Source organism: Pseudoalteromonas sp. ABE4_541 (assembly GCF_056312285.1).
On sequence record NZ_JBSVEM010000003.1, the window covers coordinates 19,836 to 44,594 of the forward strand.

General features: G+C 40.4%; 23 protein-coding genes. 18 read left to right on the plus strand and 5 right to left on the minus strand.

All coding sequences use genetic code 11. The features are described from left to right. Positions 1–75 precede the first annotated feature (75 nt). The 12 genes from ACW689_RS04075 to ACW689_RS04130 all read left to right on the plus strand — a co-directional run bounded on the left by ACW689_RS04075 (position 76) and on the right by ACW689_RS04130 (position 15,857). Positions 76–1,506, plus strand: coding sequence for a hypothetical protein (locus ACW689_RS04075; RefSeq protein ID WP_476288629.1), 1,431 nt, complete (start codon positions 76–78; stop codon positions 1,504–1,506). Between the two features lie 348 nt (positions 1,507–1,854). Further along, complete coding sequence (locus ACW689_RS04080) at positions 1,855–3,996, plus strand: DUF6351 family protein (protein WP_476288630.1); 2,142 nt, start codon at positions 1,855–1,857, stop codon at positions 3,994–3,996. A 63-nt stretch (positions 3,997–4,059) separates the two neighbouring features. Next, positions 4,060–4,395 (plus strand): gamma-glutamylcyclotransferase family protein, encoded by a 336-nt coding sequence (locus tag ACW689_RS04085; protein WP_476288631.1) that lies wholly within the window; start codon positions 4,060–4,062, stop codon positions 4,393–4,395. After that, the gene (locus ACW689_RS04090) at positions 4,395–4,667 is read left to right on the plus strand and encodes a hypothetical protein (protein WP_476288632.1); all 273 of its coding nucleotides are present in this window, start codon (positions 4,395–4,397) and stop codon (positions 4,665–4,667) included. The genes ACW689_RS04085 and ACW689_RS04090 overlap by 1 nt, the downstream gene beginning before the upstream one ends. 119 nt (positions 4,668–4,786) lie before the next feature. Further along, positions 4,787–5,566, plus strand: coding sequence for a hypothetical protein (locus tag ACW689_RS04095; RefSeq protein WP_476288633.1), 780 nt, complete (start codon positions 4,787–4,789; stop codon positions 5,564–5,566). A gap of 252 nt (positions 5,567–5,818) precedes the next feature. Beyond that, positions 5,819–9,673 (plus strand): TOMM system kinase/cyclase fusion protein, encoded by a 3,855-nt coding sequence (locus tag ACW689_RS04100; protein ID WP_476288634.1) that lies wholly within the window; start codon positions 5,819–5,821, stop codon positions 9,671–9,673. Continuing rightward, on the plus strand, positions 9,670–10,929 hold the full coding sequence (locus ACW689_RS04105) for a hypothetical protein (protein WP_476288635.1): 1,260 nt from the start codon (positions 9,670–9,672) through the stop codon (positions 10,927–10,929). The genes ACW689_RS04100 and ACW689_RS04105 overlap by 4 nt, the downstream gene beginning before the upstream one ends. Beyond that, positions 10,892–13,030, plus strand: coding sequence for a YcaO-like family protein (locus ACW689_RS04110; RefSeq protein ID WP_476288636.1), 2,139 nt, complete (start codon positions 10,892–10,894; stop codon positions 13,028–13,030). The genes ACW689_RS04105 and ACW689_RS04110 overlap by 38 nt, the downstream gene beginning before the upstream one ends. Then, on the plus strand, positions 13,027–14,010 hold the full coding sequence (locus ACW689_RS04115; protein ID WP_476288637.1) for a Gfo/Idh/MocA family oxidoreductase: 984 nt from the start codon (positions 13,027–13,029) through the stop codon (positions 14,008–14,010). Before ACW689_RS04110 ends, ACW689_RS04115 begins: the two co-directional genes overlap by 4 nt. Then, positions 14,010–14,591: a GNAT family N-acetyltransferase gene (locus tag ACW689_RS04120; protein WP_476288638.1), complete on the plus strand. Its 582-nt coding sequence runs from the start codon at positions 14,010–14,012 to the stop codon at positions 14,589–14,591. Before ACW689_RS04115 ends, ACW689_RS04120 begins: the two co-directional genes overlap by 1 nt. A gap of 240 nt (positions 14,592–14,831) precedes the next feature. Continuing rightward, positions 14,832–15,425: a hypothetical protein gene (locus tag ACW689_RS04125; RefSeq protein ID WP_476288639.1), complete on the plus strand. Its 594-nt coding sequence runs from the start codon at positions 14,832–14,834 to the stop codon at positions 15,423–15,425. 234 nt (positions 15,426–15,659) lie between these two features. Beyond that, the gene (locus ACW689_RS04130; protein WP_476288640.1) at positions 15,660–15,857 is read left to right on the plus strand and encodes a RebB family R body protein; all 198 of its coding nucleotides are present in this window, start codon (positions 15,660–15,662) and stop codon (positions 15,855–15,857) included. Between the two features lie 38 nt (positions 15,858–15,895). Here ACW689_RS04130 and ACW689_RS04135 read toward each other — a convergent pair whose 3' ends face one another. Both ACW689_RS04135 and ACW689_RS04140 read right to left on the minus strand, forming a co-directional pair. Then, positions 15,896–16,354 (minus strand): hypothetical protein, encoded by a 459-nt coding sequence (locus ACW689_RS04135; protein WP_476288641.1) that lies wholly within the window; start codon positions 16,352–16,354, stop codon positions 15,896–15,898. A 325-nt stretch (positions 16,355–16,679) separates the two neighbouring features. Beyond that, positions 16,680–16,886, minus strand: a complete 207-nt coding sequence (locus ACW689_RS04140) for an EF-hand domain-containing protein (protein ID WP_476288642.1) — start codon at positions 16,884–16,886, stop codon at positions 16,680–16,682. A gap of 428 nt (positions 16,887–17,314) precedes the next feature. On the opposite strand from ACW689_RS04140, the gene ACW689_RS04145 reads away from it, so the two are divergent. Both ACW689_RS04145 and ACW689_RS04150 read left to right on the plus strand, forming a co-directional pair. Next, positions 17,315–17,680: a hypothetical protein gene (locus ACW689_RS04145; protein WP_476288643.1), complete on the plus strand. Its 366-nt coding sequence runs from the start codon at positions 17,315–17,317 to the stop codon at positions 17,678–17,680. An 11-nt stretch (positions 17,681–17,691) separates the two neighbouring features. After that, the gene (locus ACW689_RS04150) at positions 17,692–18,147 is read left to right on the plus strand and encodes a hypothetical protein (RefSeq protein WP_476288644.1); all 456 of its coding nucleotides are present in this window, start codon (positions 17,692–17,694) and stop codon (positions 18,145–18,147) included. 66 nt (positions 18,148–18,213) lie between these two features. On the opposite strand, the gene ACW689_RS04155 is transcribed toward ACW689_RS04150, so the two are convergent. The 3 genes from ACW689_RS04155 to ACW689_RS04165 form a co-directional block, all read right to left on the minus strand. Then, positions 18,214–18,420, minus strand: a complete 207-nt coding sequence (locus ACW689_RS04155; RefSeq protein ID WP_476288645.1) for an EF-hand domain-containing protein — start codon at positions 18,418–18,420, stop codon at positions 18,214–18,216. Positions 18,421–18,431: 11 nt separating this feature from the next. Further along, the gene (locus tag ACW689_RS04160) at positions 18,432–18,653 is read right to left on the minus strand and encodes an EF-hand domain-containing protein (RefSeq protein ID WP_476288646.1); all 222 of its coding nucleotides are present in this window, start codon (positions 18,651–18,653) and stop codon (positions 18,432–18,434) included. A gap of 65 nt (positions 18,654–18,718) precedes the next feature. After that, positions 18,719–18,943: an EF-hand domain-containing protein gene (locus ACW689_RS04165; protein WP_476288647.1), complete on the minus strand. Its 225-nt coding sequence runs from the start codon at positions 18,941–18,943 to the stop codon at positions 18,719–18,721. Between the two features lie 305 nt (positions 18,944–19,248). Between ACW689_RS04165 and ACW689_RS04170 the strand changes: the two genes are divergently transcribed. From ACW689_RS04170 to ACW689_RS04185, 4 genes are all read left to right on the plus strand, one after another. Further along, positions 19,249–20,688, plus strand: coding sequence for a sensor histidine kinase (locus ACW689_RS04170; RefSeq protein ID WP_476288648.1), 1,440 nt, complete (start codon positions 19,249–19,251; stop codon positions 20,686–20,688). Continuing rightward, the gene (locus ACW689_RS04175; protein ID WP_476288649.1) at positions 20,681–21,214 is read left to right on the plus strand and encodes a hypothetical protein; all 534 of its coding nucleotides are present in this window, start codon (positions 20,681–20,683) and stop codon (positions 21,212–21,214) included. The genes ACW689_RS04170 and ACW689_RS04175 overlap by 8 nt, the downstream gene beginning before the upstream one ends. Further along, positions 21,211–22,524 carry a sigma-54-dependent transcriptional regulator gene (locus ACW689_RS04180; protein WP_476288650.1) on the plus strand — a complete coding sequence of 438 codons (1,314 nt, stop codon included), beginning with the start codon at positions 21,211–21,213 and terminating at the stop codon, positions 22,522–22,524. Before ACW689_RS04175 ends, ACW689_RS04180 begins: the two co-directional genes overlap by 4 nt. Positions 22,525–22,769: 245 nt before the next feature. After that, positions 22,770–24,725, plus strand: coding sequence for a methyl-accepting chemotaxis protein (locus ACW689_RS04185; protein WP_476288651.1), 1,956 nt, complete (start codon positions 22,770–22,772; stop codon positions 24,723–24,725). Positions 24,726–24,759 lie beyond the last annotated feature (34 nt).

The following is a 24,759-nucleotide window of genomic DNA, read 5'->3' on the forward strand; positions in this document are numbered from 1 at the left end:
TCCATTTTATTAACTAAATGCACCAATATATTCACTTAATGTTAACTAAAAATTCAATCACAAGGACTGAAAACAATGCAAAAAAGTTATAAATTTGGAACATTTTCTCTATCCGCATGCTTCCTCGCAGTAACACTGTCATCGCCCGTAAATGCAGGATTGTTACCGTGGGATAATTGGATTTACCATCTAGATCACAAAAAGAAAGAAATCCAAAATTTGCACAAAAGCGCCGTCGACTTACAGATGGACATCCAAGACCAATCTATCGTATTTAATAAGGAGCTTGATAAATACAGAGATGCACTGGCATCAAATCAGGTATTACTGGGTGTCTATGCCACAACCAAAATGAATGAAGAACAATGGAGTCAGTATAAAGTAGAAACTGAATTTCCTGATGGTACGGGAGACACGATCCATCAAGCGTTGCTAGTCGGCCAAGCGATTAGTGAGTTAGTTGTGGGTGTACAAGTTGGTGGCGTCATTATTAACTTTGGTAAAATGGCGTATAAAGGTATTTTTCAAGCTGGTGAAGAAGCTGCCGAAGTAGCAGCAGAAGAAATGACAGAAGTCGGAGTGGATGCAGGTGTCACGGCTGCTACTGCAGGGGCTGAGGTTGGCGTGGAGTTGACCACGGAAACAGTAGGCATAGAAGTGAGCGAAGTAGCCGCTGAAGTTGCTGTAGAAAGCGCCACAACGTCGACCCTTGCCTCTACAGGCATTGGTATATTTGCAGCAGTGGGAATAGACGCTATCTTTGGCGCCATTGATGGCGCGCGCGAAGCTTCGGCATTAGATGAACACATTGATAAGTTAAGGCAGAGTATTAATAAAAGCCAAACTTACCACAATGAAGTCGTTGCTAGAAAAGCCCAGTTAGATGCTAACATGCTGCAAGAGATGGACCGCTTTAAAAGGCTCGTTGAAGCACTCGCTGAGCTATCTGATGTTCACCCTAAGTTTAACTATAACTTTGCAACAAACTTAGACTCAATCGCAGACTTCCTATCTGCGCAAGACAGTGCGCTGCGTGAATACTCAACACTACAGTCTTTGCGAGTGTCATGGGATAGATACAGAGTTAAACACGATGATTCATCTGAAGCAAGTGCAGAACGATTTTTGGATACATATTCAGAGGTTATGGCGCCAGAACATTTAAGCGCCCAAGAAATAACTAAAATGTGGAACGTTTTAGCTGAGTTTTCAGAATCAGTTCCTCCTGTATTTACAGGTTGGCCACAACAAATTCATATGAGTGGTGCGCATTATCCAGATATATCAGACGGGGTTTACAACTTAACGACCGCCTATGATGGAAAACCCGTATACACAAATAATTCGGGCTACTCTATTTATCAAAGAAATGATGGCCATTGGTTTCTTGATTTCGATGATGTGAATGAAAACTGGAATGGTACACTAAATTATACGACGGCACCTCAAAATGTACCATGGGGTGGCACCTGGACATATTCAGCAGTTGTAACCTCTGGCAATTAATAAGGTTACATTTATTGATAAATCGCATTTGAATATGTACCGCAGGCTTGAAAAGTGGTACATATTCTTTTTTTGATATTGCAAATAACCACGCTATTTGCGAAAAACTGAAGCACTATTTGTCACTGAGTCTATTGGCCATTTTTATCATTTTAAACATACCGAAAAAAGTAAACAAATCATCAAAGATGTTGCGATTGCCTGCTCATTATCGACAATTTTAATTTCGTCTAGCTGTTAAATTTTTTAATACCTCATTAGCTTACCTGTATTTCACAAAGTAATAACAACGCCCTTATTTTTGCTGCCCTAAACTTAAAGTAACAGGTGTCATGTGGTAGGTGGTGTATGAAAAAGTACCTTATATTGTTTGTTGCTTGCTTTATAGCTTTTACTCTCGCTATATCAATTGCTTGGCCACTACTCTACCCAGATGAATACGAGCATAGACAGGTAAAGGCGATTGCCTCTGCAGCGCCCAATACATTGCTCAGCTTTCATCCCCATATTTCCCAAGTTAAACGCCCCGACGAAACCTACCCTTTTCCTATTCCAATGGGTGAAATTGGGCCTGCCACCAACTTATATTCAGGCCCGAATCAATACCCATTTTTTTGTATGACGCTCGACTCAAACCTTGGCCAACCTGAGGTAGATAATCAACAAGGTTTGGGCGTGCCGGTTACAAATGAACAAGGTAACGTGATTGGTTATTCAAAAGATTGCGGCGTCAAAACACAACTCGAGTACTACACCATTACCGACTTGACTCGCCCTGAGCAGCTCACCAAACAACAGGCTTTAACCCACAAAGGCCCGTTATTTAGGGTAGAAAGAGGCACCATTAACCGCTTTATCTATACCTTGATCATGCCTATTCACCCTTCAGAAATTGATGACCGACTAGCACAATCACAATGGAATAAGCGCTTGATTTATCAATTTAATGGAGGGTCAGGCATTGGTTATCGCCAAGGCAGACAAACCGCCTGGAAGGTGATGAAACGTCAAGCTCAACAACTACTTGATGGCTACGCGGTGATCAGTTCTAGTGGTAACAAAACCAGTTATACCTATAACATGCTATTGGCTGAAGATACTGCGCGGCGAGTCAAAAAGCAATTTACTAGTTTATATGGCGACCCGCTTTATACTGTGGGCATAGGAGGCTCTGGTGGCGGTTTGGCTCAGTACCTAATAGCACAAAATAGTACTGGAATATTGGACGGTTTGCTCCCACTTTACAGCTACCCAGATATGATCACCCAAACCACATATGCATTAGATTGTGACTTACTTAATAATTACTTCACGTTTAGGGCCGACAACAAAAAAGCCTGGCGGGATTGGGAGCGACGCAGGCTTATAGAAGGTATGAATGCCATAAACGATTTCCCACAACGCGCTGGTTTTTTGCAGCCTATTAACCAACTTATGGCGGGGTTCGTACCTTCATTCCCGAAGGGGAATAGTGAATGCATAAATGGTTACTTTGGCTTATCTGCGTTTATTAACAACCCGCGACAAGGCTTTTTGCGTAGCTTTTTTGCTGACCCCGTGGTTGAACAAACCAATTGGAGTTATTGGCAAGATATGCAGCATATTTTTGGTAAAGACGAACAAGGCTTTGGTAGAAGCACGTGGGACAACGTCGGGGTTCAATATGGCTTGCACGCATTGTTAAACGACCAAATTTCGTTCGACGAATTTTTAGATATCAACGCACATATTGGGGCATGGAAACAGCAAAGCAAGATGCACCAAGAGCATATTGTGACACCCATCGGTACTCAGTTGCCACTTTGGCTGTCTTTATGGGGAAGCGATAACATCACAGAGACCGAACAATGGGTGGCACCTAGGCATCAAGGCGATTTAGAAGCCATGGAAGCGGCGTATCGCTCTGGCCAAGTCTTTATTGGTAAAGTCGATTTACCTATTATTGATGCGCGCCATTACCTAGAGAATGAGCTTGATATGCATCATATGTCGGCGTCATTTTATAGCCGTTTACGCATAGAAAAAGCCAATGGGCACAGTCAAAATCACATTATTTGGGTAGCGCATAAAGATCACGACCCAACAGCGCAGGCCTTTGCCATGATGGATAAATGGCTGCTCAACATTAAAAAACAGCCTTCTGTGGGCATTTTAGCAGCCAAGCCTAGCGAATTGTTAGATACCTGTTTCAACGAAGATGGCAGCATCTATGCGAAAGGTTCGGACGTATTTAACGGTCAATGGAACAGCAACAAGGATGGTGCATGCCAATCACGCTTTCCTATGTATAGCACCAGCCGCATAGAAGCCGGCGCACCTTGGGCCGGCGACCTATTTAAATGCGCCTTGATGGATATTGAAACTGCCGTGCAACAGGGGCTTTATGCTGATAAAGTCACGGACAACAACATTGATGACTTAAAGCGTATTTTCCCGCATGGCGTGTGTGATTACAGCAAGCCTGATGTTGGCCGCCCGAAAAACATTTAAATATTTGAATATATGAGTGGCTTTTGTTAGTTTGCACACTCATTTATAAGCTTAGTAAGAATTATGGAAGCACTTTTTTCGTACGGCACCTTGCAACAAACGCAAGTACAAGTTGACACTTTTGGGCGTCAATTAGACGGTGAAAAAGACACGCTGGTGGGTTATATATTGGGCGAAGTGACTATCACCGACCCAAAAGTCATCGCGAGCAGTGGTAAAGACATACACCCGATTTTACACCATACAGGCGTTGCAAGCGACCGTGTTGACGGGACTGTTTTTTTCTTGACTGATGACGAGTTAACGCAAGCCGATAACTACGAAGTAGATGACTATGTACGTGTTCAAGCTCATTTAGCTTCTGGTAAAACTTGTTGGATTTACGCAGCGAGTAAATAATGACGAAGACGGAAAAGCGACTCGAAAAACAACTGATCACGCAGCTTACACATGCCTGTGAAGAGTTAAAAAGTCAGTTGCCGCAACTCAAATTTTTAAGTCATAAAGCTTCTATCAAAAAACTGGCTTCTACGTTGACTGTGCAACTTTTTTGCACACACGAAGGCTTAAACAAAGAGCAACTCAAATTAGCGCTACATACGCTGAATAAACATTTAGGTGAAATAAACTGTTTAATAAAACCCAACCAAATAACCCTACCAGTTGATTAAAAAACACCTTGTTAACATCTGTACTAAATTGTTTTTAATTGTTATATCGCCTACAAATCCCTAATAGGTACGCGTAAAATTCGTCCATCTTTTTTATATATCTTAAGGACGCATGTCGCATGCAACAATTTAAATTAGGAGTAGTCACACTGTGCTGTATTCTCGCCAGTGCTTGTTCATCAGAAACAACCAATTCCGACTTAGTAAAAACAGAAGCAATTTGGTCAGATATTTATGTTACTTCTGATGGTACTGATAGCCGCGTAATTGCTGAACTCAACGTGAGCAGCCGCAACGGCAATAACCTAAATCTTGTATCGGGTGACAAACTGTCGGTTACGGCAAAAAATAGTGCAATTTCAGCAAATATGACCAAAGACATGGATAAAGACGTCGACTTTTTTGATATCGACTACCGTGCTACTTTTCCATACTATCAAGCTGATACTAAGTACGATGTGAAGCTTTATCGCGCCAAAGACAATGTAACACTCACGAGTACGGTTACATTACCAGAGCCAATCATGACGTTGGCACCACAAAAAGAGCAAACATTTTCAGTCGATGAAATTGTTGAAGTGAACTGGACCAAAGCGCTAAAAATCTCAGGTGATCAATCTTTAAATCTTCAGCTTTTGAGCACTTGTAAACGAGGTGATAAAGAGATCACCAGTGCCTACACATTTAGTGATATTCAAGATGACGGGCAAAAATCCATCGATTTTGAAGCAATTGGCCTATTCAATGACCCTGAATTAAACAGCAATTACAACTGTAGCGTAAAATTTGAATTTGAGCGTAAACGTTACGGTACCGTTGATGCTCGTTATGCATCAGGTAGCCGTGCATACGCAAAAACACATGCAACTATTGATAAAATCAATATCAAACTTAAGTAACCACCTCCCCCAAAACGGCAAGTATTTTTTACTTGCCGTCCCCAAATTTAATAAAAAAATAATTTAAGTTCCCTAAAGTGTGACCGATAAGGTAGGCTATAATCTGAAGTTGATGTTAATATCAGTGTTAACGACAAGCGCACGGAAGAGCGAAATGGCTTGTCTTTTAAAATAAAAAACAAAACTAAAATGTAACTAGGAAGTTATCAAAAAGGAACTGGTTACAAGAATAATGATTGGAACAATCTGGCTATGTCGCTCACTCAGTTTTCAGATGAATTTATCACTAAAAGCTTTAACTCTGAACACTATGAACTCATTCACAAAATAGGTGAAGGTGGGTTTGGTAAAGTTTTTAAAGCAAAACACAAAAACACTAACCAATTGGTTGCTATCAAGTTTTTAGCATTAGAGCCACATTGCGAAGAACAAAAAAAACAACGCTACATTGAACGCTTTAAGCGTGAAACTGAGCTTAGCAGCCAGTTACAACACCCGCATATTGTACGCTTGCTCGATCGAGGACAAGTTAACGACGACATTCTATACGGCGTATTTGAATTTGTTGAAGGTGTTACCCTGCGTGAGCATCTCACCACAGAGCATGCGCTAGACTCAGTGACTGCCACTGATGTGATGCTACAAGTGCTTGATGCACTCATTCATGCCCATAGCAAAGGGATTATTCACCGCGATATTAAGCCTGCGAACATTATGCTGACCAAAATGGGCGCTAAAACCTACGCCAAGATTTTAGACTTTGGTATTGGTACACTGGCTCAAGATACCCGCGCGGTAGACTATCAAACGCTCACGCTCACCCAAGAAACCTTAGGTACGCCATCGTACAGTGCGCCGGAGCAATTGCGCGGTGAACCTGCGTCTGCGAAATCTGATTTATATGTTTGGGGTTTGGTGTATTTAGAGTGTTTAACCGGCCTACCTGCGGTAACGGGTAATAGTATTGCCTCGATTTATCATAAACAATTGAGTGACGTGCACATTCCAATTCCAAGTGCATTACTTGGCCACCCAATTGCCGAATTATTACGCCGAGTGCTGCATAAAAATGCCACCGAACGCGTGGTGACGGGTGCAGAAGTTTATTCGGAACTTGCTAACATCAACGTCTCAAATTTAGTGGGTGTACTGGCCGACGCCAGCGCCAAGCATGGTTTTGATGACACCACAGTAATGATCCGTGATGATGATCCCAACCATCGCGCCATAGTTGAATACACTGCGCTCACTGAGCGAAAGCAACTGACAGTTTTAGCAGTTAGGTTGAGTGTAAAAGCACTCAATAACAACGATAAAGACTACGATGTTATCGATACTGTTTATAAATCGCAGCGCAACCACCTGATTGATATCGCAACCCGTTACGGCGCCTATCACGTCGGTAACTTAGCCGATACTTGCTTGTTCTATTTTGGCTACCCGGTTGCCAGCGACAACGACACCCGTTTATGCGCACGTACAGCCCTTGAAATGGTGGGTGAATTAGCTAAACGAAACGCATTAATGCAAGAAGCGCACAACGTTGCCATAAATGCACATGTTGGGATACACACTGGGGTATTTATTACCTATGCCAACGCGATACCAGAAGGACATAACGCCAATATTGCCATTGCTCTATCTCGTGAAGCTGGTGAAAAGCAAATTTTATGTACATTTGAGTCTCGCTCAATTTTAGATGCCTATTCAGAATTTAATACCTACGGGCAAGTGCAGTTAGGGCCGATTTTCGAACCTGTTACCATTTTCAACTTAATGGGTGAGCGCCGTGTTGAAGCGTTTGGTTTTATGCGCGGAACACGCAACCATCACGAACTGATTGGCCGACATGCGGAGCTTGAGCAAACACTTTCCATTATTAATGAACAGAATGAGCAAACCCGTATTGCCCATATTCACGGTGAAGCGGGCATTGGTAAATCACGACTACTGCAAGAGATCAGAGCCAACGCGCCGCAATATCAACATTTGGTCGCACAATGTTTACCTGAGCACCAAAACAACGCGCTCTACCCTATTTTAACGCTGATCCGTTATTTGTATAACACACCCAGTTTAGATGTGGACTCAGCCTCTGCGCTTTTCAGCAAATTGCTAGAAAAACAAAATAATGCGCCTAACATTGAGCAAGCGCTGCCAATTTTGCTTGTTTGGTTGAATATAGAGCTAGGCGACAAGCTACAACCCTCTGCACTTGCGCCCGATGCACAAAAAGAACTCTTGTTCGAAAGCTTAAGTGCCTTGCTGTTAACTGACCAACATAGCCTCAGTGATCACAAGCTCTACATTGTGGAAGACATTCACTGGGCAGACAGCTCAACATTAGAATTCTTGCATCACTTTGCACAAAAGCTCACACAAGGCCACGTTTTGCTTAGCACATCGCGCCAAAACGTCCCCACAGAACTTCAAGATTTAACCCTGCTTGAAGTGAACCTGAAAAAGCTGACCGAGCAAGCCACGGAAGACTTTATTGTAAAACTGTTTGACGGCCATAGCGTATCGCGTAATGTACTCGACGTACTGGTGAGCCGCACCGACGGCATTCCACTGTTTATCGAAGAGCTAGTCGGCATGCTAAAACAAAAAGGGCTAGTCGCTGACAGCGCTAACAACATTGACTTTGTGAACCCAGATAAACTCGATCAAGTACCCAGCAGTTTGCGCGAATCACTCCAGCAAAAACTCGACAGCCTGCAATTTGCCAAAGAAACCGCACAGCTTGCCGCCACCATCGGCCGTGAATTTGAATACGACCTACTCGTCGCCGCTTCACCACTCAGCGAAAACCAAATTCAAAACGACTTAAAAGAGCTGATGGACAACGACTTAATCATTCACCAACGCCGAGTTGATAACGATAGCTATATCTTTAAACACGCTCTGGTGAGAGATGCGGCTTATGATTCGCTAGATACTAACGCTGCCAAAGATTTACATGAAACAGTTGCTAAATCACTCATATCAGCGACTCAATCTAAACATCCGGATTATTCCTTAGTTGCGGCACATTACGTTCGAGCAGGTAATAGCACGAAAACCATTGAATTTAGCCTGCTTGCGGCAGAGGAATCGCAAATAAAACTCGCATCGAAAGAAGCAATACATCTAGCCAAAACCGCTGAAGAGCACTTTTCTAAAGAAACTAGTCTCTGCGACCAAAAGAAAACGTACACGATACTCATCAATTCTCTTATGAGCCATAAAGGTTGGGCGTCAACTGAGTTAATAGATTACTTAACAAAGTTAATTACACTCTTAGAAGAAAATAACCAACTAGATGAAATGGCTACGTTTTTATGGTGGCGTATAGTCAGCGATGTAGTATCGGCGAATTACAACGCAACCGAGTTAGTTTTGGCAAAAATGAAAAACAGTTTAAATAAAGCAGACGATATCAATCGTGCAGCTTTTCATTGCGCTTCCGCATTTTATCATTTTTCAAGAGGAAGAAATGGTTATTTAAAAGTTGTAGAAAAACATATTAATGAGTGCGTTGAAAGCTTTGAATCAAAATCACACTCACAGGAAGGTCATGAGTCAATTTTTGGATTCAATATCTACATCTTCGCTAAATCACTTCTTGCGCAAGCGCACGCGTTAAATGGAAACCTGGAATTTGCAGAAAAACTATCTTCTGAATCTGTCAGAGTAGCCAAGCAGCTCAATCATATTCCTAGTATTGGATTAGCTTTAATGTATGATAATGAGGTAAATATACATTTAGACAATTCAGAGTTGGTGGAAAAAAATTGCATATATCTTTTGGACGTGTTTGAACAATACAACTTACCTATTTATAAAGCATACACCTTAATGCAGTTTGATTGGGCGAAATCTCAATTCGACAATATGGATGGTGCATTAAAAACCCTATACGATAATAACAGCTTATTTTCTACATATCATTACCAATCACATTATGCAAAAACTCATATTAAATTAAAGGATTTTAAAAAGGCAAGGGAAATAATAAATGATTGCATTATTCAATGCAAAAGATTAGAGCAAAGATATTACCTTAACAAATTAGATGAACTTAAATCTTCAATAGAAGATATGAGAACTGAAAAGGATAAAAAATGAATAAAAAATTTGATTTAAATGATGAAATAATAAACCTTAGATTACTATTCATGAGAACAATTTCATCAATATGGAACAACGAAACAAATTATAGCGAAAATATAATAAAGTCACCTAGCGATGTATTTGAAAAAATAATACCTGAAAGCAACAACACTCCAAATATGGCACTTAATAACATAAGAAAGGTCAATGATATAGTTCATAAATCTGATTCAAACACATTTGAAGAAGTTATAAAGATCATAAAAGCCAATGGATTACTAAGACCATTTTTGGAGCTACTTTCACCATCAAATCTTCAGAAATTTTTCTTGCAAGAGTTTGGTGCCTCTAACGACTTTGCAAATTTTGGCATCCAAATAATTAAGCCAACCGCAAGATGGAATTATTACGGGGATAATCAGTGGACAAAGCCTAACACAGAGGCTTTGTACCTATCTCTTCCAACCAGCTTAAGTAAAGAAGACTTTAAAAATGATATAAATAGCGAAGCTGAATTTGAATACATTAAAGCTGAAGTTCTAACTCAGTATTATCAAAATTTCCCAAGCTTCTTCGGCCATTCAAAATCAGCAAGAGAGTTGTTGAATGAGCATAATGATAGACCTCAAGTGGAAAAATATAACATTCGCTTAGAAGAATTAGAAGATTTTCGTTTTGGTGATTCAACATTAGATTACTACAATACAATGGACGTAGACCGAGACCCTTCAGGCAATAGCTACAATCTTGGGCTTTCAGAAGATGCATTTTTAGGTTTTGGTGCTGTGATCATGAAGCTAATTGCAATTTTGTGGGATAATAAAGACCTAAAGAACAAACTTGATTATGCCAATAGAGTATTTACAGAAACCACTATTTTCCAAGATCTAGGCATATCAGATTTAAATAGCATCCATGAATTAAACTATATTCTAGAAAACGCAGATGAGTTAACAGGAAATAAAGACAAAAAATACTCAAAAGAAATTTCACACTTCAATAAAAAGTACGATTCTGAAATAAAAGCAATTTTTAAAGAACATTTCGATTACTATTGCCCTTGGGTCTTCAATATCAGAATCCTTTCTCCAGAGTCTCAACTTTTTGATACAAAAAATTGGAAAGACATTTTTAGTAAAAACACAGAAATTTTAAATTTAACTACAATTGAAGTTCCTCACTCTCCTGATTTAAGAGATGTTGGCGACGTCACAATGGCTCTTGCTCGCTACAATGCTACTGGGCCAGCATATCCTTTCACTTGCTCTTAATATGCGTAATAGAAGTTTTAGTTGGAGTAAAAAGTTCTCGATATATGATATCGAGAACTTAGGCGTTTTTTTCGTTTCTGAGAATGACTTTGTAAAGTTACAGCGGGAAACTTACACTCGAGTTAACGATTGTATTCAACAAGGCAAAACGATTTCAGATTACATATTTCATGAATCTTGCTTCATTTCGCAAATGAAAAAGCTTCGAGAAATTGAAAGGTTAGAATCGGATGGTTTAATCACTTATAATGATATTATAGAGCCGTACTTAGTGCCCGAGCCCACTTTGGTTACAGATAAAGTATCATCAAAATTGCAAATGATCACGTTAACCTCACTGGCTCCTGCTTTATTCATAAAGTATCTTGTTGACGCTCTTAGCACTGAGCTGTTTGAGCATGAACTCACAATTATAATAGTTGATGATTATCTCAACCCTAAATTACCGAAAGTTATCGAAGGTTCAAACTCTGATGTATTATTGATTAAACCATTTGGTGAAAGGCAATATGTTGGTCCTCTTCTTCATAAAGAAAATAACGTTTCACCTTGCATTCACTGTTTACAGTCTTATTTGTTAGAAAACAAACCCGTATATCAATTGGTTTTAGATAAATGTGGAAGCTTACCATCTCCGCCAACTTTTTATGCCCAAAAAAACATCGACAGCATAATAAACAAAGCGACTGAGATAATAAGTAAAAAACAATTCAATTATTTATTTGAGCTGATAGAAAAGAAAGAGTCTGTACACTTACTCAATCAACACGAAAGTTGTCAGCATTTCCCGATACAACCCTTATTGACTAGCAATAAGGAGACTTGTAACCCAGAACCTATAGCGGATAAAGATGGCGGGTATCGCACAATTAGCCGCGAAGAGACTATTTCACTTATAGAACCATTCGTTAGCCCTATAATAGGTTTGATAAGCACGCTGGACAGCGTCGTTGAAAACGATGCTCTGAGCATCTACCAAACAGCATATTTTAAATCTCCATATGGTTTAAAACATATTGATTCTGATAGTTTTGTAGAACTAGGTTTAGGTAAAGGCTTATCCAATCAACAATCAAAGTGTAGTGCTCTAGGAGAAGCTCTAGAGAGAAAATTAGGCCAATACCGAAAATCTATCAGCACTTTATATGCAACGACAGATCAGCTTGAATATCGGTTTTTTCTGCCGCAACAACTATCTCAATTTAGTCAAATTCAATATGGCTGCTTTGAATTGTATGATTCTAAATCACTAAGAAATCCACAATGGGTTGAGAAGTATGATTATAGAGAGTCTATACACTGGACTAAAGGATGGTCGCTTACAAGCAAGGAAAGTGTTTACTTCCCAAGCGCCTATTGCTTTGCGAATACCCCATTCGACGATGCAAAATACTCCATGTATTGCCATAACGGTAATGCATCTGGCTACACTCATGATGAAGCGGTATTACAAGGGTTATTAGAACTGGTTGAAAGAGATGCGGTTTCCATCTGGTGGTATAACCAAATTCCGAGGCCTTCGGTAAATTTGGAAATTCTAAATGCCGATGAATTACAAATATTTGAAGAGGTAATTGGGCAAGAATGGTCCTATTGGGCATTAGATGTGACTAACGACATAGGAATAAACTGTATTGTTGGTGTAGCTGAACATAAGCAGACTAAGGAGATCCTATTAGGCTTCGGGTGCCATCTAGAAGAAAAAATTGCACTTTCTAGAAGTTTAACCGAGCTTTATCAATTGATCACAATAAAAGATAAAGTTACTGGGCCGTTCGATTTTAAGAAAATTAAACATAGCCCATTTTTGTACCCAGCAAACAATACTCAACCAGTAAAAAAATTACAATATGAACCCAAAATTCGAAGTGCAATAAGCACTATTGTTGAGCAACTAGCAAAACGAGACATTGAAGTTTGTGTCGTTGATTACAGTTCTCCTGTTGCGCCATTAAAAACACTAAAGGTCATAGCACCTGGCTTATGCCACTTCTGGCCAAGGTATGCAAATAAACGTTTATATCAAGTACCTGTAACCCAGAACTGGTTGGTAAAAAAATTGGATGAACAAGAATTAAACCCACTTGAATTATACTTATGAAAGAAAATAGCTACAAAATATTATTATGTGGTTCTAATTATGGTCGAGTCTACATTGACGCCATAGACTTAAATAAAGAAAGGTCTTTATATGGCGTATTTTCTCGAGGAAGTGATACCTCAAAAAACCTCGCACTTCAAAATAATGTTCCACTGTATTCAGATTGGCACTCTGACTTCGAAGCGATTGATCTAGCAATAATTTCGACTTCGCTTATAGCAAACCCTATATTAGCAAATCAATTTATGGAAATTGGAAAAAAAGTTATTATAGAACACCCAATTTCTTTCAACGATATCACTCAAGTTATATCGGCATCAGAAAATTTTGGAATACCGTTCATTCTTAACTCTCACTTTTCAGAAACAAAACCGGTAAGAGACTTCATTAACAAAACAATAGAAATCGCAGAGCAGAGCACCATTGAAAATATTGAAATAACAGCAAATCGACGAACACTTTATTCTGCACTTTCCATTCTTTCTCTTATTACACCTTTACAAAATTTAATAATAAAAAATGTAATAAAATCTTCTGAACTTTATTATACATTTATTTTGAGAACTGACAGCTTCTCAATTTCAATAAATTACCAAAACTGGATAAATGAAAATGACGACAGTTCAGATTGCCCGGTTGGACATAGCATTAGAGTAATATATTCACATGGGAACCTTTTACTAGGGGGAACCTTTGGCCCTCTAATTTGGTCACCTATTTATTCTAATAATTTCCCATTAAATATGACAGTTCAGGAAACTCGTTTCACAGACCACACAAAAATTGACATTATTGATTTACGTGCAGAAGCTAATAGTAGAGTCATTGACAAATTAGTTTCCTTACAACACTCAGATGATTGCAAAGAAAATTATAATAGGTACCGTGAGGTCAGTAAATTATGGGAAGCTTTGACACCAACAGAGTTAAAAACCCTTCAAACTGAAGCGATTAACAATAGATTATGGAAAGTATTATAATGCTAGAAATTACAAATAAAATATCAGAAAGTAAAGCGATTAAAGTTCTCACCACTGCATTCATTAGTGACCCGATCTCGAGATGGCTCTACCCTGACGTTCAAAAGTTTCTACAATGCTACCCCATATTCGCGAGTGCATTTGCAAAAACGTCAATCCAGACAGAAAATGCATACATGATCGGAGACTACTTGAGCGTATCAGCATGGGTTGCCCCAGGCCAGAATATCGACGAAAACGCAATAATAGACTCTATAGAAAGCACTGTCCAATGTGAGCAAAAGAAAGGAGAGGTTTACGAGTTATTTGAAAAAATGGAAAAGTTCCACCCCTTAGAGCCTGTTTGGTATCTGCCCCTAATTGGAACTGACCCAATCCACAGCGATAAAGGAATTGGTACTAAATTAATGCTCGCACAAATAGCGAAAGCAGACGCACAGAATATACCTACATACCTTGAGTCTACCAACCTCAAAAACTTACCGTTTTATGAGCGATTGGGGTATAAAAAGCTAGGCTCTTTAAAATCAGTAAGCTCTCCTGAAATTTTCCCAATGATTAGAGAACCTAACATCAAGTAAAGGGATCATTTACATTACCTTCATATCACTAGTTTACTCTTCTCTTGGGGGCTGAATGAAATTATATAGATATCAACCTTTATGTATATCTAGCAACACAAGTAATTACAATGTTGAATTCTCACAGTATCAGTATATGACAGCCTACAAGGTTTATATATCTAATATTTAATGTAGAATTGCGCTTAGCTCATAATCAGGTATCGCGGCTGCTTTTTGGCCGCATTAAAAGGAAGTCTCATGAAAAAATTACTCTCAAGCGTGGTTGTAACTGCCGCGCTTTTTTCAGCCTCTAGCTTCGCGGATATTGGTATTACGGCGTACGCTGGGCAAACTGTCAGCCAAAAGCTCACCACCAGCAAAGGTCAAAAGCATGAGCTGGCCGATGACGTGCACTTTGCAGTGAGTGTTGATAAGCATATCGATGGTGCAAAATACGGTATTTACTACAGCTACTTTGAAAGCGAGCTAGAAAATAGCCCGCAGCATAAAGTCGATTCAGAGCTGTTATTGTTCCAAAGTGCGGTTTACCGCCCTATAACAGATAATCTGTACACCTATGTGGGCGCGCAGCTTGGTGCAAACCGTATCACCACGAACTTTGTCGATGAAGATACATTTTTTGCAACGGGCTTGTTCGCAGGTCTTGATTACCAGTTGGGTGCAGGTTTTAGCGTTGGCACTGAGGTAAGATGGGTTGCGACCATCGTAAAAAACAAGTCGGCGGTGAGCTGTGACAATGATCCAGAAACGGTAGACACCTGTGGCTGGCACTTCGACAACGATTCACTCAGCCAATTTCAAGCAAGCGCAAATATCACTTACCGCTTCTAATTGGGTCATTCAATAAGGCTTTGCTGATGCAAAGCTTTTTTCTTTCCTAAAATGACTCTTCCAAATCAAGTTATCTGAAGACGCCTACAGCTTTTCCAATCTATAAAATACGGCAGAGCTGAATGTCAGCCAAACAAATTTCTGCTAGTTCTAAACCCGATGTAACACGTTGTAAGCACTGGGTAGCGCAACCTCTTCTATACTTTTAGTCCACGATTTTAAAGGAACTATATTATGGCTACGCAAACTTCAGTAAATGGGCAAATTACCGACTTAGTCACGCAAACAAACACCAAAGTACTGGGTAGATCGCATTTTTATACTCGCAGCAAAGTCAATTTGGCGGTTCATCAAGCTCTAGCAACTGCGATACCCACGGCGGTAAATGGCCAAATCACGGATTTAACAAAACGTCGACGAGCAAAACGCTAATATCTAAACTCCATACAATAAAGAAGACGAGCATCTAATCAGGCGCTCGCACTAAAGCCATATTGGTAAACTTCAAGCTTGCGGATCAAAGTATTGTAATTGTTAATGACATCGCCTGTTGCTTGGCCTTGCGACTTCACATCAGCTAACCCCTCTTTCATTTTGCCAATTACATTGAAACGTTCACTGTTAGCTTGCACAAGTGTAGTACCGCCGAGCTGTCCATCATGTTGTATCAAACCATAACGGCCAGTCATAAAGGCCATTTCACCCATTGTAAGATAACCTTGATCATACAAAGCCTGAGCGGCATTTGATTGTTCTTGCAACGTCATATTCGAAAAATCAAACTCTCTGCCGGCGGCATGCATTGGTGCTTTGGCAATTTCCTGCCCTTGCACCTTGCCGCTGTCATGATTAATTCCAGAGTGTGCTTTGCTAACACTCTGATTCGTTTGGTAAACCTGATTATAATTACTGATCCCTTGAGTATTCATATTTAATCCTTAAACTGGTTGCTGTGTTAAGCGTCATTAAATCAGCAATTAGCATTCCAATTTAAGTCACTATTTTCACTCCATTTACATGCCTCAGAAGTACGGAAATAGCAAAAAGTGGTACGTTTGTTTAGGCGCTCCTGACCTCCATCAGGAAGGCGATAGGCAACTGTTTAGGCACTGTCTCTTGCCAATTTGCCGCTTAGTTTAGCTTTTAGATTAAGATTATCTAATCATTTACAACTTGTTTGTGGAGTAAAAGAAGCACAAAGAAGCCCAGAGCGATCTGGGCTTGTGGGCTGTAATAACATTCCTAGGGTAGGGGTTACTTGTTAAACTCTTCTGGTGACAACTCACCGTCTGTGTTTGCATCAAGCTCATCAAATACGGCTAGCAAGCTTTCTGAAGCTGCTGCTTCACTTTTGCTGATCATGCCATCTTGGTTGCTATCAACGTCGCTAAATTGGCCTGCCATTGCAGACGTGCTAGCAAGTAATGTGAGTTTACGTGCAACGAGGTTTGGATAAGACAACTTGCCAATTCGCCCCCCCTATCTAGCCTTCCTTCTAGCAAATCAACAACACGGTCAGCCAAAGATCCCTGAGCTAAATCCACGATAGAGATTTAAAAAGACACTCGATAATAATGCGAAGTGTGGTCGTCCAAAGCCCTTAAGGGTCTGGTGTACAATCCAATGCTAACAATTTATTAGTCACAGGCTCTGCAAAACTTGCGCGCATGCAAGTTTTGCTGCGTTGTTGTTTTTATAAAACATAAAATAGAATAAGCTCACCGGCAATAAGCTACACTTAAACTAATTTCTCCCGTTATTTGCAATTTAATTAAAAAATAAAATTAATGCGCATTTAACAACAGAATAAAAGACTAACATAAAAATCTTCTAGGCATTAATATTGCTTTAGCTATTCTAATTTAATTTCGTTGTCCAAGGAGGAGAACATGCAACAGATATCTAGAAACATTATGGACATCTACTTTGGCTACAACGGCCGAGTTGGTGATGTTAATGGCGCCAAAAATGATATACAGGAATATGAGCAGATGTCTAAATCAGCCGCGACACCAGAAGAACGCGAACGATACGCTCAAGCGGCACAAAAAGTTAAAAACCAAATCCTCCCTCAAATGCAAAAAGAGATGGAAGAACTTGGCAAACAGCTTGGTTTAAAATCTGGACAGCTAGGTAATGTAATTAAGAAAGAAGATCTTCTCGTCGCTGATATTTCTATAAAACAGGAACGTAGTGGTATATTATCGATGGTAACTGCTTATGAACCAGGCAGTTATTATTCAGATAAAACTTAAAGGAATTATTTATGTTCAAAAAAGGTATTTTGTTATTATCCGCTGCGTTATTAAGTCAATCAGCATTGGCAAACATTAAAGTTAATATTAAAAATGATACAAGCAGTGACACAATCTATCTAACTGATAAAGACGTAGAAGCATCTACTTACGCACCAGAGCCACTCAACCAGGTAGCAGGTAAAGGCACTGACAGATTTAGTGTTTATAGTAATTACCCAACCGTTGTGCGTCTTGTAGACCTAGAGTACCGATTTGGCACCAGTTCAATTGGACCTAAATGTCATTTTCGCTTTGTTGTCATGAAAGATTACAGAAGTGGTAACATGTTGCCACAAAATGTCATTGCAGAAAGTGAAGGTGGCTCTTACCGCGATAAAGCGATTTGTTCAGGCAAACTAAATTCATTTAACCTTAATACGGGTGAAGCTGAAGTGACCTTCTCGTTGAATCGTCGCAAATTCTAATTGGTACACACCACAAAAAAAGCCCAGAACGAGCTGGGCTTTGGACGAGATAAGACTCTCTAGGGATTACTTGTTAAACTCTTCTGGCGACAACTCACCATCTTTGTTTGCATCAAGCTCATCAAAAACGGCCATCAAGCTTTCTGAGGCTGCCGCTTCGCTTTTGCTGATCATGCCGTCTTTGTTACTATCAAAGTCGCTAAATTGGCCAGCCATTGCTGAAGTACTCGCGAGTAATACAAGTGATGTCAGTGTTACGTTTAGTGTTTTCATGGCTCATTCTCCTACTGTTTAAAATGTGCGAACTCTACAGGTGATAGTTCGTTGTCTTTGTTTGCATCTAGCTCTCTAAACTGGCTTGCAAGCGCTGATGAAACTTGCGCTTCAGTCGGGCTTATGACGCCATCGTTATTTGCGTCTAATGACTCAAATGAGGTGCTTGATGCCAAAGCAAATGCGCTCATAAGAGAGGCGAACGTCAGTGCAAATACGTGTGTTAGTTTCATGTTGTACTCCAGTTATTTGTATTTATATCTCCCAACCTATGTTGGGTTATTTAATTCGCTGCTAATTACTTAGCCTTAAACTCAGCAAACTCTTCAGCGCTTAAAACACCGTCAGCGTTTTTATCTAGGTCTTTAAATTGAGACATTAAGCTTGGCAGTGCCTTTGATTCGCTTAAACTGATGGCGCCATCAGCATCGGCATCTAACATCGAAAATGAGCTGCCTGCCTGAGCAACTACAGAGGCAGAAGAAATGGTGAGCATTGATACTGTGATTAATACATTTTTCATCGTGCGATTCCTTTTGTTAATCATCGCTAGTGCCTACTCACTAGCAACGTTGGCTTGTTTTAAACATCACTTAAGATTTCAAAGCGATGATGTGCTGTGGTCTTACTATTCCAACTTTAGTGCCAAAACAAAAAATACAATAATAATCAAAGATTTAACCACATTCCCTTAATTTAGTTCAGGATGGATTAAGTATTTATGTTGCTAAATAGCAACATAAAACTAAGCACAAATAAAAAATATCTAAAAATCATATAGATACATTGTTGCCATTGAGCAACAATCACAATTGGGAGCAATATCGCGTGCGCATAAACAGGTTAAATTGGCGACAAACATCGCGTATCTTTCGGACGAAGCCAGCCAGTGCCCGCTTTTTTTCTCAATCTTTGAGTCAACAAACTCGCTTAGCGTTGTTAGTGGCGTCTTTACCAATCGTTATACTATCTTTGTGGTACACCCAAAACCTCACTATCCACCAACATTACACCCTTGAAATTTACAATAATAATCAGTCAGTTATACTTAAATTTAACCAGCTAAAAACGGATGTATTGGCATTGGAAAAAGCCCAGTTGAATAACGAGCTATTGGAAGATGCAGCACTGCAAAAAAGTATTGAGCAAAAGTGGGTTGAAACAAAAAATAATATATTTATTTTGAAAAAAACCAGTCAATCCCCTTTAGTTGTTGCAAAATGGCAACAGCTGCTCGATTTAACTACAAAAACATCAGTTAAAAATCTAGATTATGCCACGGTGAACGCACTGTTAATTGAGCTTGAACCAGCACTTCAAACGCAACTAGCGAATAATTTAAAGCAACGATCCGATAAGCTCACCAATTTGAACCAACACTTTTTAATTGGTTTATTAGCCATGTTGCCTTTGCTGGCATTAGTGAGCTTACTGATGATCCGCAGAGTATCTTTGCAACTATCTTCCCTTGAACATGCAATAAAACAACTCGGTGGCGGATATTTCGATACGCCAATCAAGCTAGGCGGCAGTGAAGAGCTATCGGCACTGGGTAACAAACTAGATTGGCTGCGAGAGCAATTGCAAAAAAGTGATAAACAAAAAGATACCTTCTTGCGACACGTAAGCCATGAATTAAAAACCCCTTTGGCTTCATTGACCGAAGGCAATAGTCTACTCAAAAGTGACGACTTTGGCTCACTCAGCCCTGCGCAAAACCGTATTGTAAATATTATGGAAAAAGCGCTCGGACGATTAGGCAACTTAATAGACGATTTGTTGAAATATAGCGCTGCCAGCCACCCTTTAGAGCAGCAGTATCAGAATCTTGAACATATCAAAACACAAATAGAGCAGCACTTTAGCGACCACAAAACCCGCCAAGAAATACATGTAGACTGGCAAAACACCATAGGACAACATGCTTTGCCGTATCTGCCCGTGAAGTTGATACTAACGCAACTTATAGGTAATGCCTTGCAGTACGCTGCTTCACAAGTGCGCGTTACATTGACTAAAAACCTGCAATCTATACAAATTGATGTTATCGACGATGGTCCGGGCATAGATGCAACCGAGCAGTACAAATTGATGGAGCCATTTTACCGTGGTAGTCACAGCCATTCGCACTCAGGCAGTGGCTTAGGCCTTGCAATAGTCGCGCAATGCGTCAAACAACTCAGCGGTACCATTGAATGGCAATTTGAAAGTCAGGGTGCGCATATTTGTATTCAATTTCCATGTGACGGAGCGAAGAGTTATGCGTAATGCAACGATGCTTTTAATCATTCTTTTGTTAAGTGGTTGCCAGTCATTTAATAGCACTCACAACAACCGCGCCTTTATCGGCCCAACTAACAACAAGCAAGCTCAGTTTGCCCCTTTAAGCGTGTTGCTTTCAGCCCATCACCACGCCTGTGAAGGTTCAGCAAAGCAACCGCTACTAGGTTATAAGTTTGATGACACCCTGAGTGTATTTTTTATTAAGTTCTGCAAAACCAGCTCTACAACTAATCAGCTAAAAATGCTCGCGTCACTACACCTGCAAACCAATTGGCCGGAGTCTTACTTAAGCTATTTTTCCATGTTGCATCAACAAACCAGAGCGTTGCGTGAAGTAAAGCTGGCAAACTTAGCCCTTAACAAGCGCTACCAAGCACAGGGCAAGATGCTAGAAGAAACACAAAAAGCGATTACAGATCTGAAAAATAAACTCGCGCTCATCGAACGAGAGAGATTATCAACACCACTAAATCAAACAACAAACACAAAAATTGAGGGGGCCGAGCTATGAACCAAAGTACTATTTTACTCGTTGATGATGACGAGTCATTAATTGAGCTATTAAGTATGCGACTAGTGGCGAATGGTTATGCTGTGCTTACCGCTCACCGTGGCACGCAGGCTTTAAAAATTTTACAACAAAGCATCGTTGATCTAGTGATCACCGACTTGAGAATGGCAAATATGGATGGTTTTGAATTATTCGAGAATATAAAAAAGAACCATATTGGCCTGCCTGTGATCATGATGACGGCTCATGGCTCTATTCCCGATGCGGTTGAAGCAGTTCAACAAGGCTTTGTTAGCTTTTTAAGTAAGCCAATAGAAAGTAAAGCGCTGCTAGAAACCATTGAAAGTACAATCCAAAACCACAAGCAGCGAGATGCCTCGATCAGCAAGCATTATTTCCATGGTCTTATCTATCAAAGTGCCGCCATGGCGCAAGTAGTACGCCATATTCAAGCATTGGCCCCCAGTCAGGCCAATATTTTAATACAGGGTGCCAGCGGCACGGGTAAAGAAGTCACAGCCAGAGCCATTCACCGAGCAAGCAACCAATGTGATGGCCCATTTGTGGCTATTAACTGTGGTGCTGTGCCTGCGCATTTACTTGAGTCAGAGCTATTTGGCCACAAAAAAGGCGCATTTACAGGGGCAACTCAAGATAAGCAAGGTTTGGTGCAAAGCGCCCATGGAGGTACCCTATTTTTAGACGAAATTGGCGATATGCCAATGGACTTACAAGTTAAATTGCTTCGTGTATTACAAGAGCGCAGCGTGCGCCCGGTGGGTAGTCAAACCGAACAACCTGTTGATATACGTTTACTTTCTGCCAGTCATAAGGATTTGAAATTGGCTGTAGCAAATAAAGAGTTTAGAGAAGATTTATACTATCGGCTGAATGTTGTTTCATTGCACTTACCCAGTCTTGCGGATAGACCAGAAGACATTCCATTGCTAGCAAATCGCTTTGTTAAGCACATTAGCGAAGATAAAAAGGTGATAAGCCCCCAAGCTATGACGTGTTTACTCGGCTATGACTGGCCGGGTAACGTTCGACAACTGCACAATGTGATAGAGCATTCAGTGGCACTGTGCTCAGGCAAGCTCATCACTCAAGACATTGTTGAAAATACGATCCCAGAGCTCAAGCAAAGTAGCTTTCAAGGACTCAATGACGCAAAGAAGCAGTTTGAATATGACTACATTCAAAAGGTACTGTCTTTATGCCAAGGTAATGTTGCAGAAGCAGCGAAGCTTGCCCAACGCAATCGATCAGACTTTTATAAACTACTTAAAAAGCATCAAATAAGTTGCTAGAAACTATAGCGAAACTAGGCGTATATTATTATTGTAACTATACTTGGCTAATGCGTTTGTGGATTTATATACCATTCACCGCACTGAATGTTTGTCATCGTGCAAAAGTGAACGAACATTAAAAGTCGCCAAGGATGCTCATTCGGAGCAAATGAATACAATCAATGACAACCATTAGTAGGCAAAACCAATAACAACAACTCACTGACCTTTGCCTGCCAAGTGCCTAGCTACAGGAGCAACCTATGAGAATGCGCCAAAAACTAATTATCAGTTTTTTGCTCACTGTGATCGTGCCCATCCTTGCAATTTCAACGGTTAGTATTTCTAAAACCAAGCAAGAATCTCTCAAAAGCTTTTTAGACTTTTCAAACAGTGAAATACGCCAAATTGAAAATACGTTTGTGTTGTTTTTTGAGCAAATGAAAAACAACGCAAAGTTTTTGGCACAGCACCAAGCCGTATCAAATATGCCCGATAACATTACGCAATATTTTGGCGCTGAAAAGGCCATGACGCCGCTAAAAAACTCTCCTGCCGAGGGCTATATTTTTGAACTTTATACTTCATTTGGACAAACTCACCCTGAGCTTTTGTTTGTTTATCTAGGCTCAGAAACCGGCGGTTTTGTGCAATATCCAGCCGAACCCTTGGGTAACTACGACCCACGAAAGCGCCCTTGGTATCAAAAAGCTAAATCATCTCGCAACGAAGTAATAATCACAGAGCCTTATCAAGGCGTTACGGGGCAAGCCATGGTGTCTGTGGCAACCAGCATTTTTGATAGTAGCGAAAAGTTTGTGGGCGTACAGTCTCTTGATGTAACCCTGTCTACACTGACCGATATTGTCAGCAACATTAAATTTGGTGAAACAGGCTACCTAATTTTGCTTGATGGCAAAAATACGATTTTGGCCGACCCAAAACGCCCAGAGAATAACTTTAAAAACATTAACGACATAGACCTCACTTTATATCAGGAAATAGCCAATGTCGGTAACAAGCCCTACATAACCGTCGAAACCAAAAACAAAACGCTGGATGCAAAAATTTATCATTCTAAAAAGTTAGACTGGCGCTTTGTAGCCGTGATTGATGAAGACGAAATCTTGCAATCTGCCTATAGCATGTCATGGAGCATCACAGCCATTGCATTAGTTATGCTCGTTATTTTTGGCGTGATTGCCGTAGTGCTTGCCAATAAAATTGTTTTTCCAATTGAACGTGTATCAGAAGGGTTACGCGATATCGCGCAAGGTGAAGGCAACCTTTCTAAACGTCTAGAAGTGATAGGTAAAGATGAGATCAGTGAACTTGCCAGCTGGTTTAACCAATTCTTAAACTCAATCAATAGTCTAGTCAAAGATATTCAGCAAAACGCACATACGCTCAACAATTCTGCACAACATTTTGAGACACAAATTAATGACATTCGAAGTCAATGCCGTAACCAACAAGGCACCGCACAACAAGCGGCTCAAAATACGGAATCAGTGCATCATATGGCGCAAAATGTAAGTCAAAACTGTCAAAGTTCGCTAGATGAAATAGAACAAACAGACCAATATGCCCATTCTGGCAATACGCTGATCAGCAATACCGTAAGTCAAGTAGCACAGCTTAACACCTCGTTGGATGCATCAGCGGCAGAAATTTCACAGCTTGAAGCCGAAAGTAACAACATTACCAATATCCTCGGCGTCATTCGTGGTATCGCAGAACAAACCAACCTACTCGCGTTAAACGCCGCCATAGAAGCTGCCCGAGCAGGTGAGCAAGGTCGGGGGTTTGCAGTGGTAGCCGATGAAGTTCGAACCCTCGCTCAACGTTCACATGACGCCACACAAGAAATTGAACAAGTACTCACTAAATTGATTGAGCAAACCCGAGCTGTCTCAAGCAAAATGACCGAAAGCGTCAGCGCCTCAAGTGAAGCCATTGCGCAATCTGAAGAAGCACACCAAGCGTTTGAAGATATTGCGTGTAGCGTAACTAAAGTCAAAAACTTAGTTGCTACTATTGCAGATGATGCAAGGCAACAAGGTGACTCGGCTAGTCAAACCCATGATCAAATTGCAGGCCTGACAGAATCGGTGGATCAAGTCAGTCTTGCATCAGATAGCTTATCAGATGGCGCAAAAGCACTTGTTGAGCTTGCCCAAGGGTTGGATCAGCTCGTTGGCCGCTTCCATATTGATTAGGCTTAATTTCCAAAAATGTACTTAACCTCAGTTG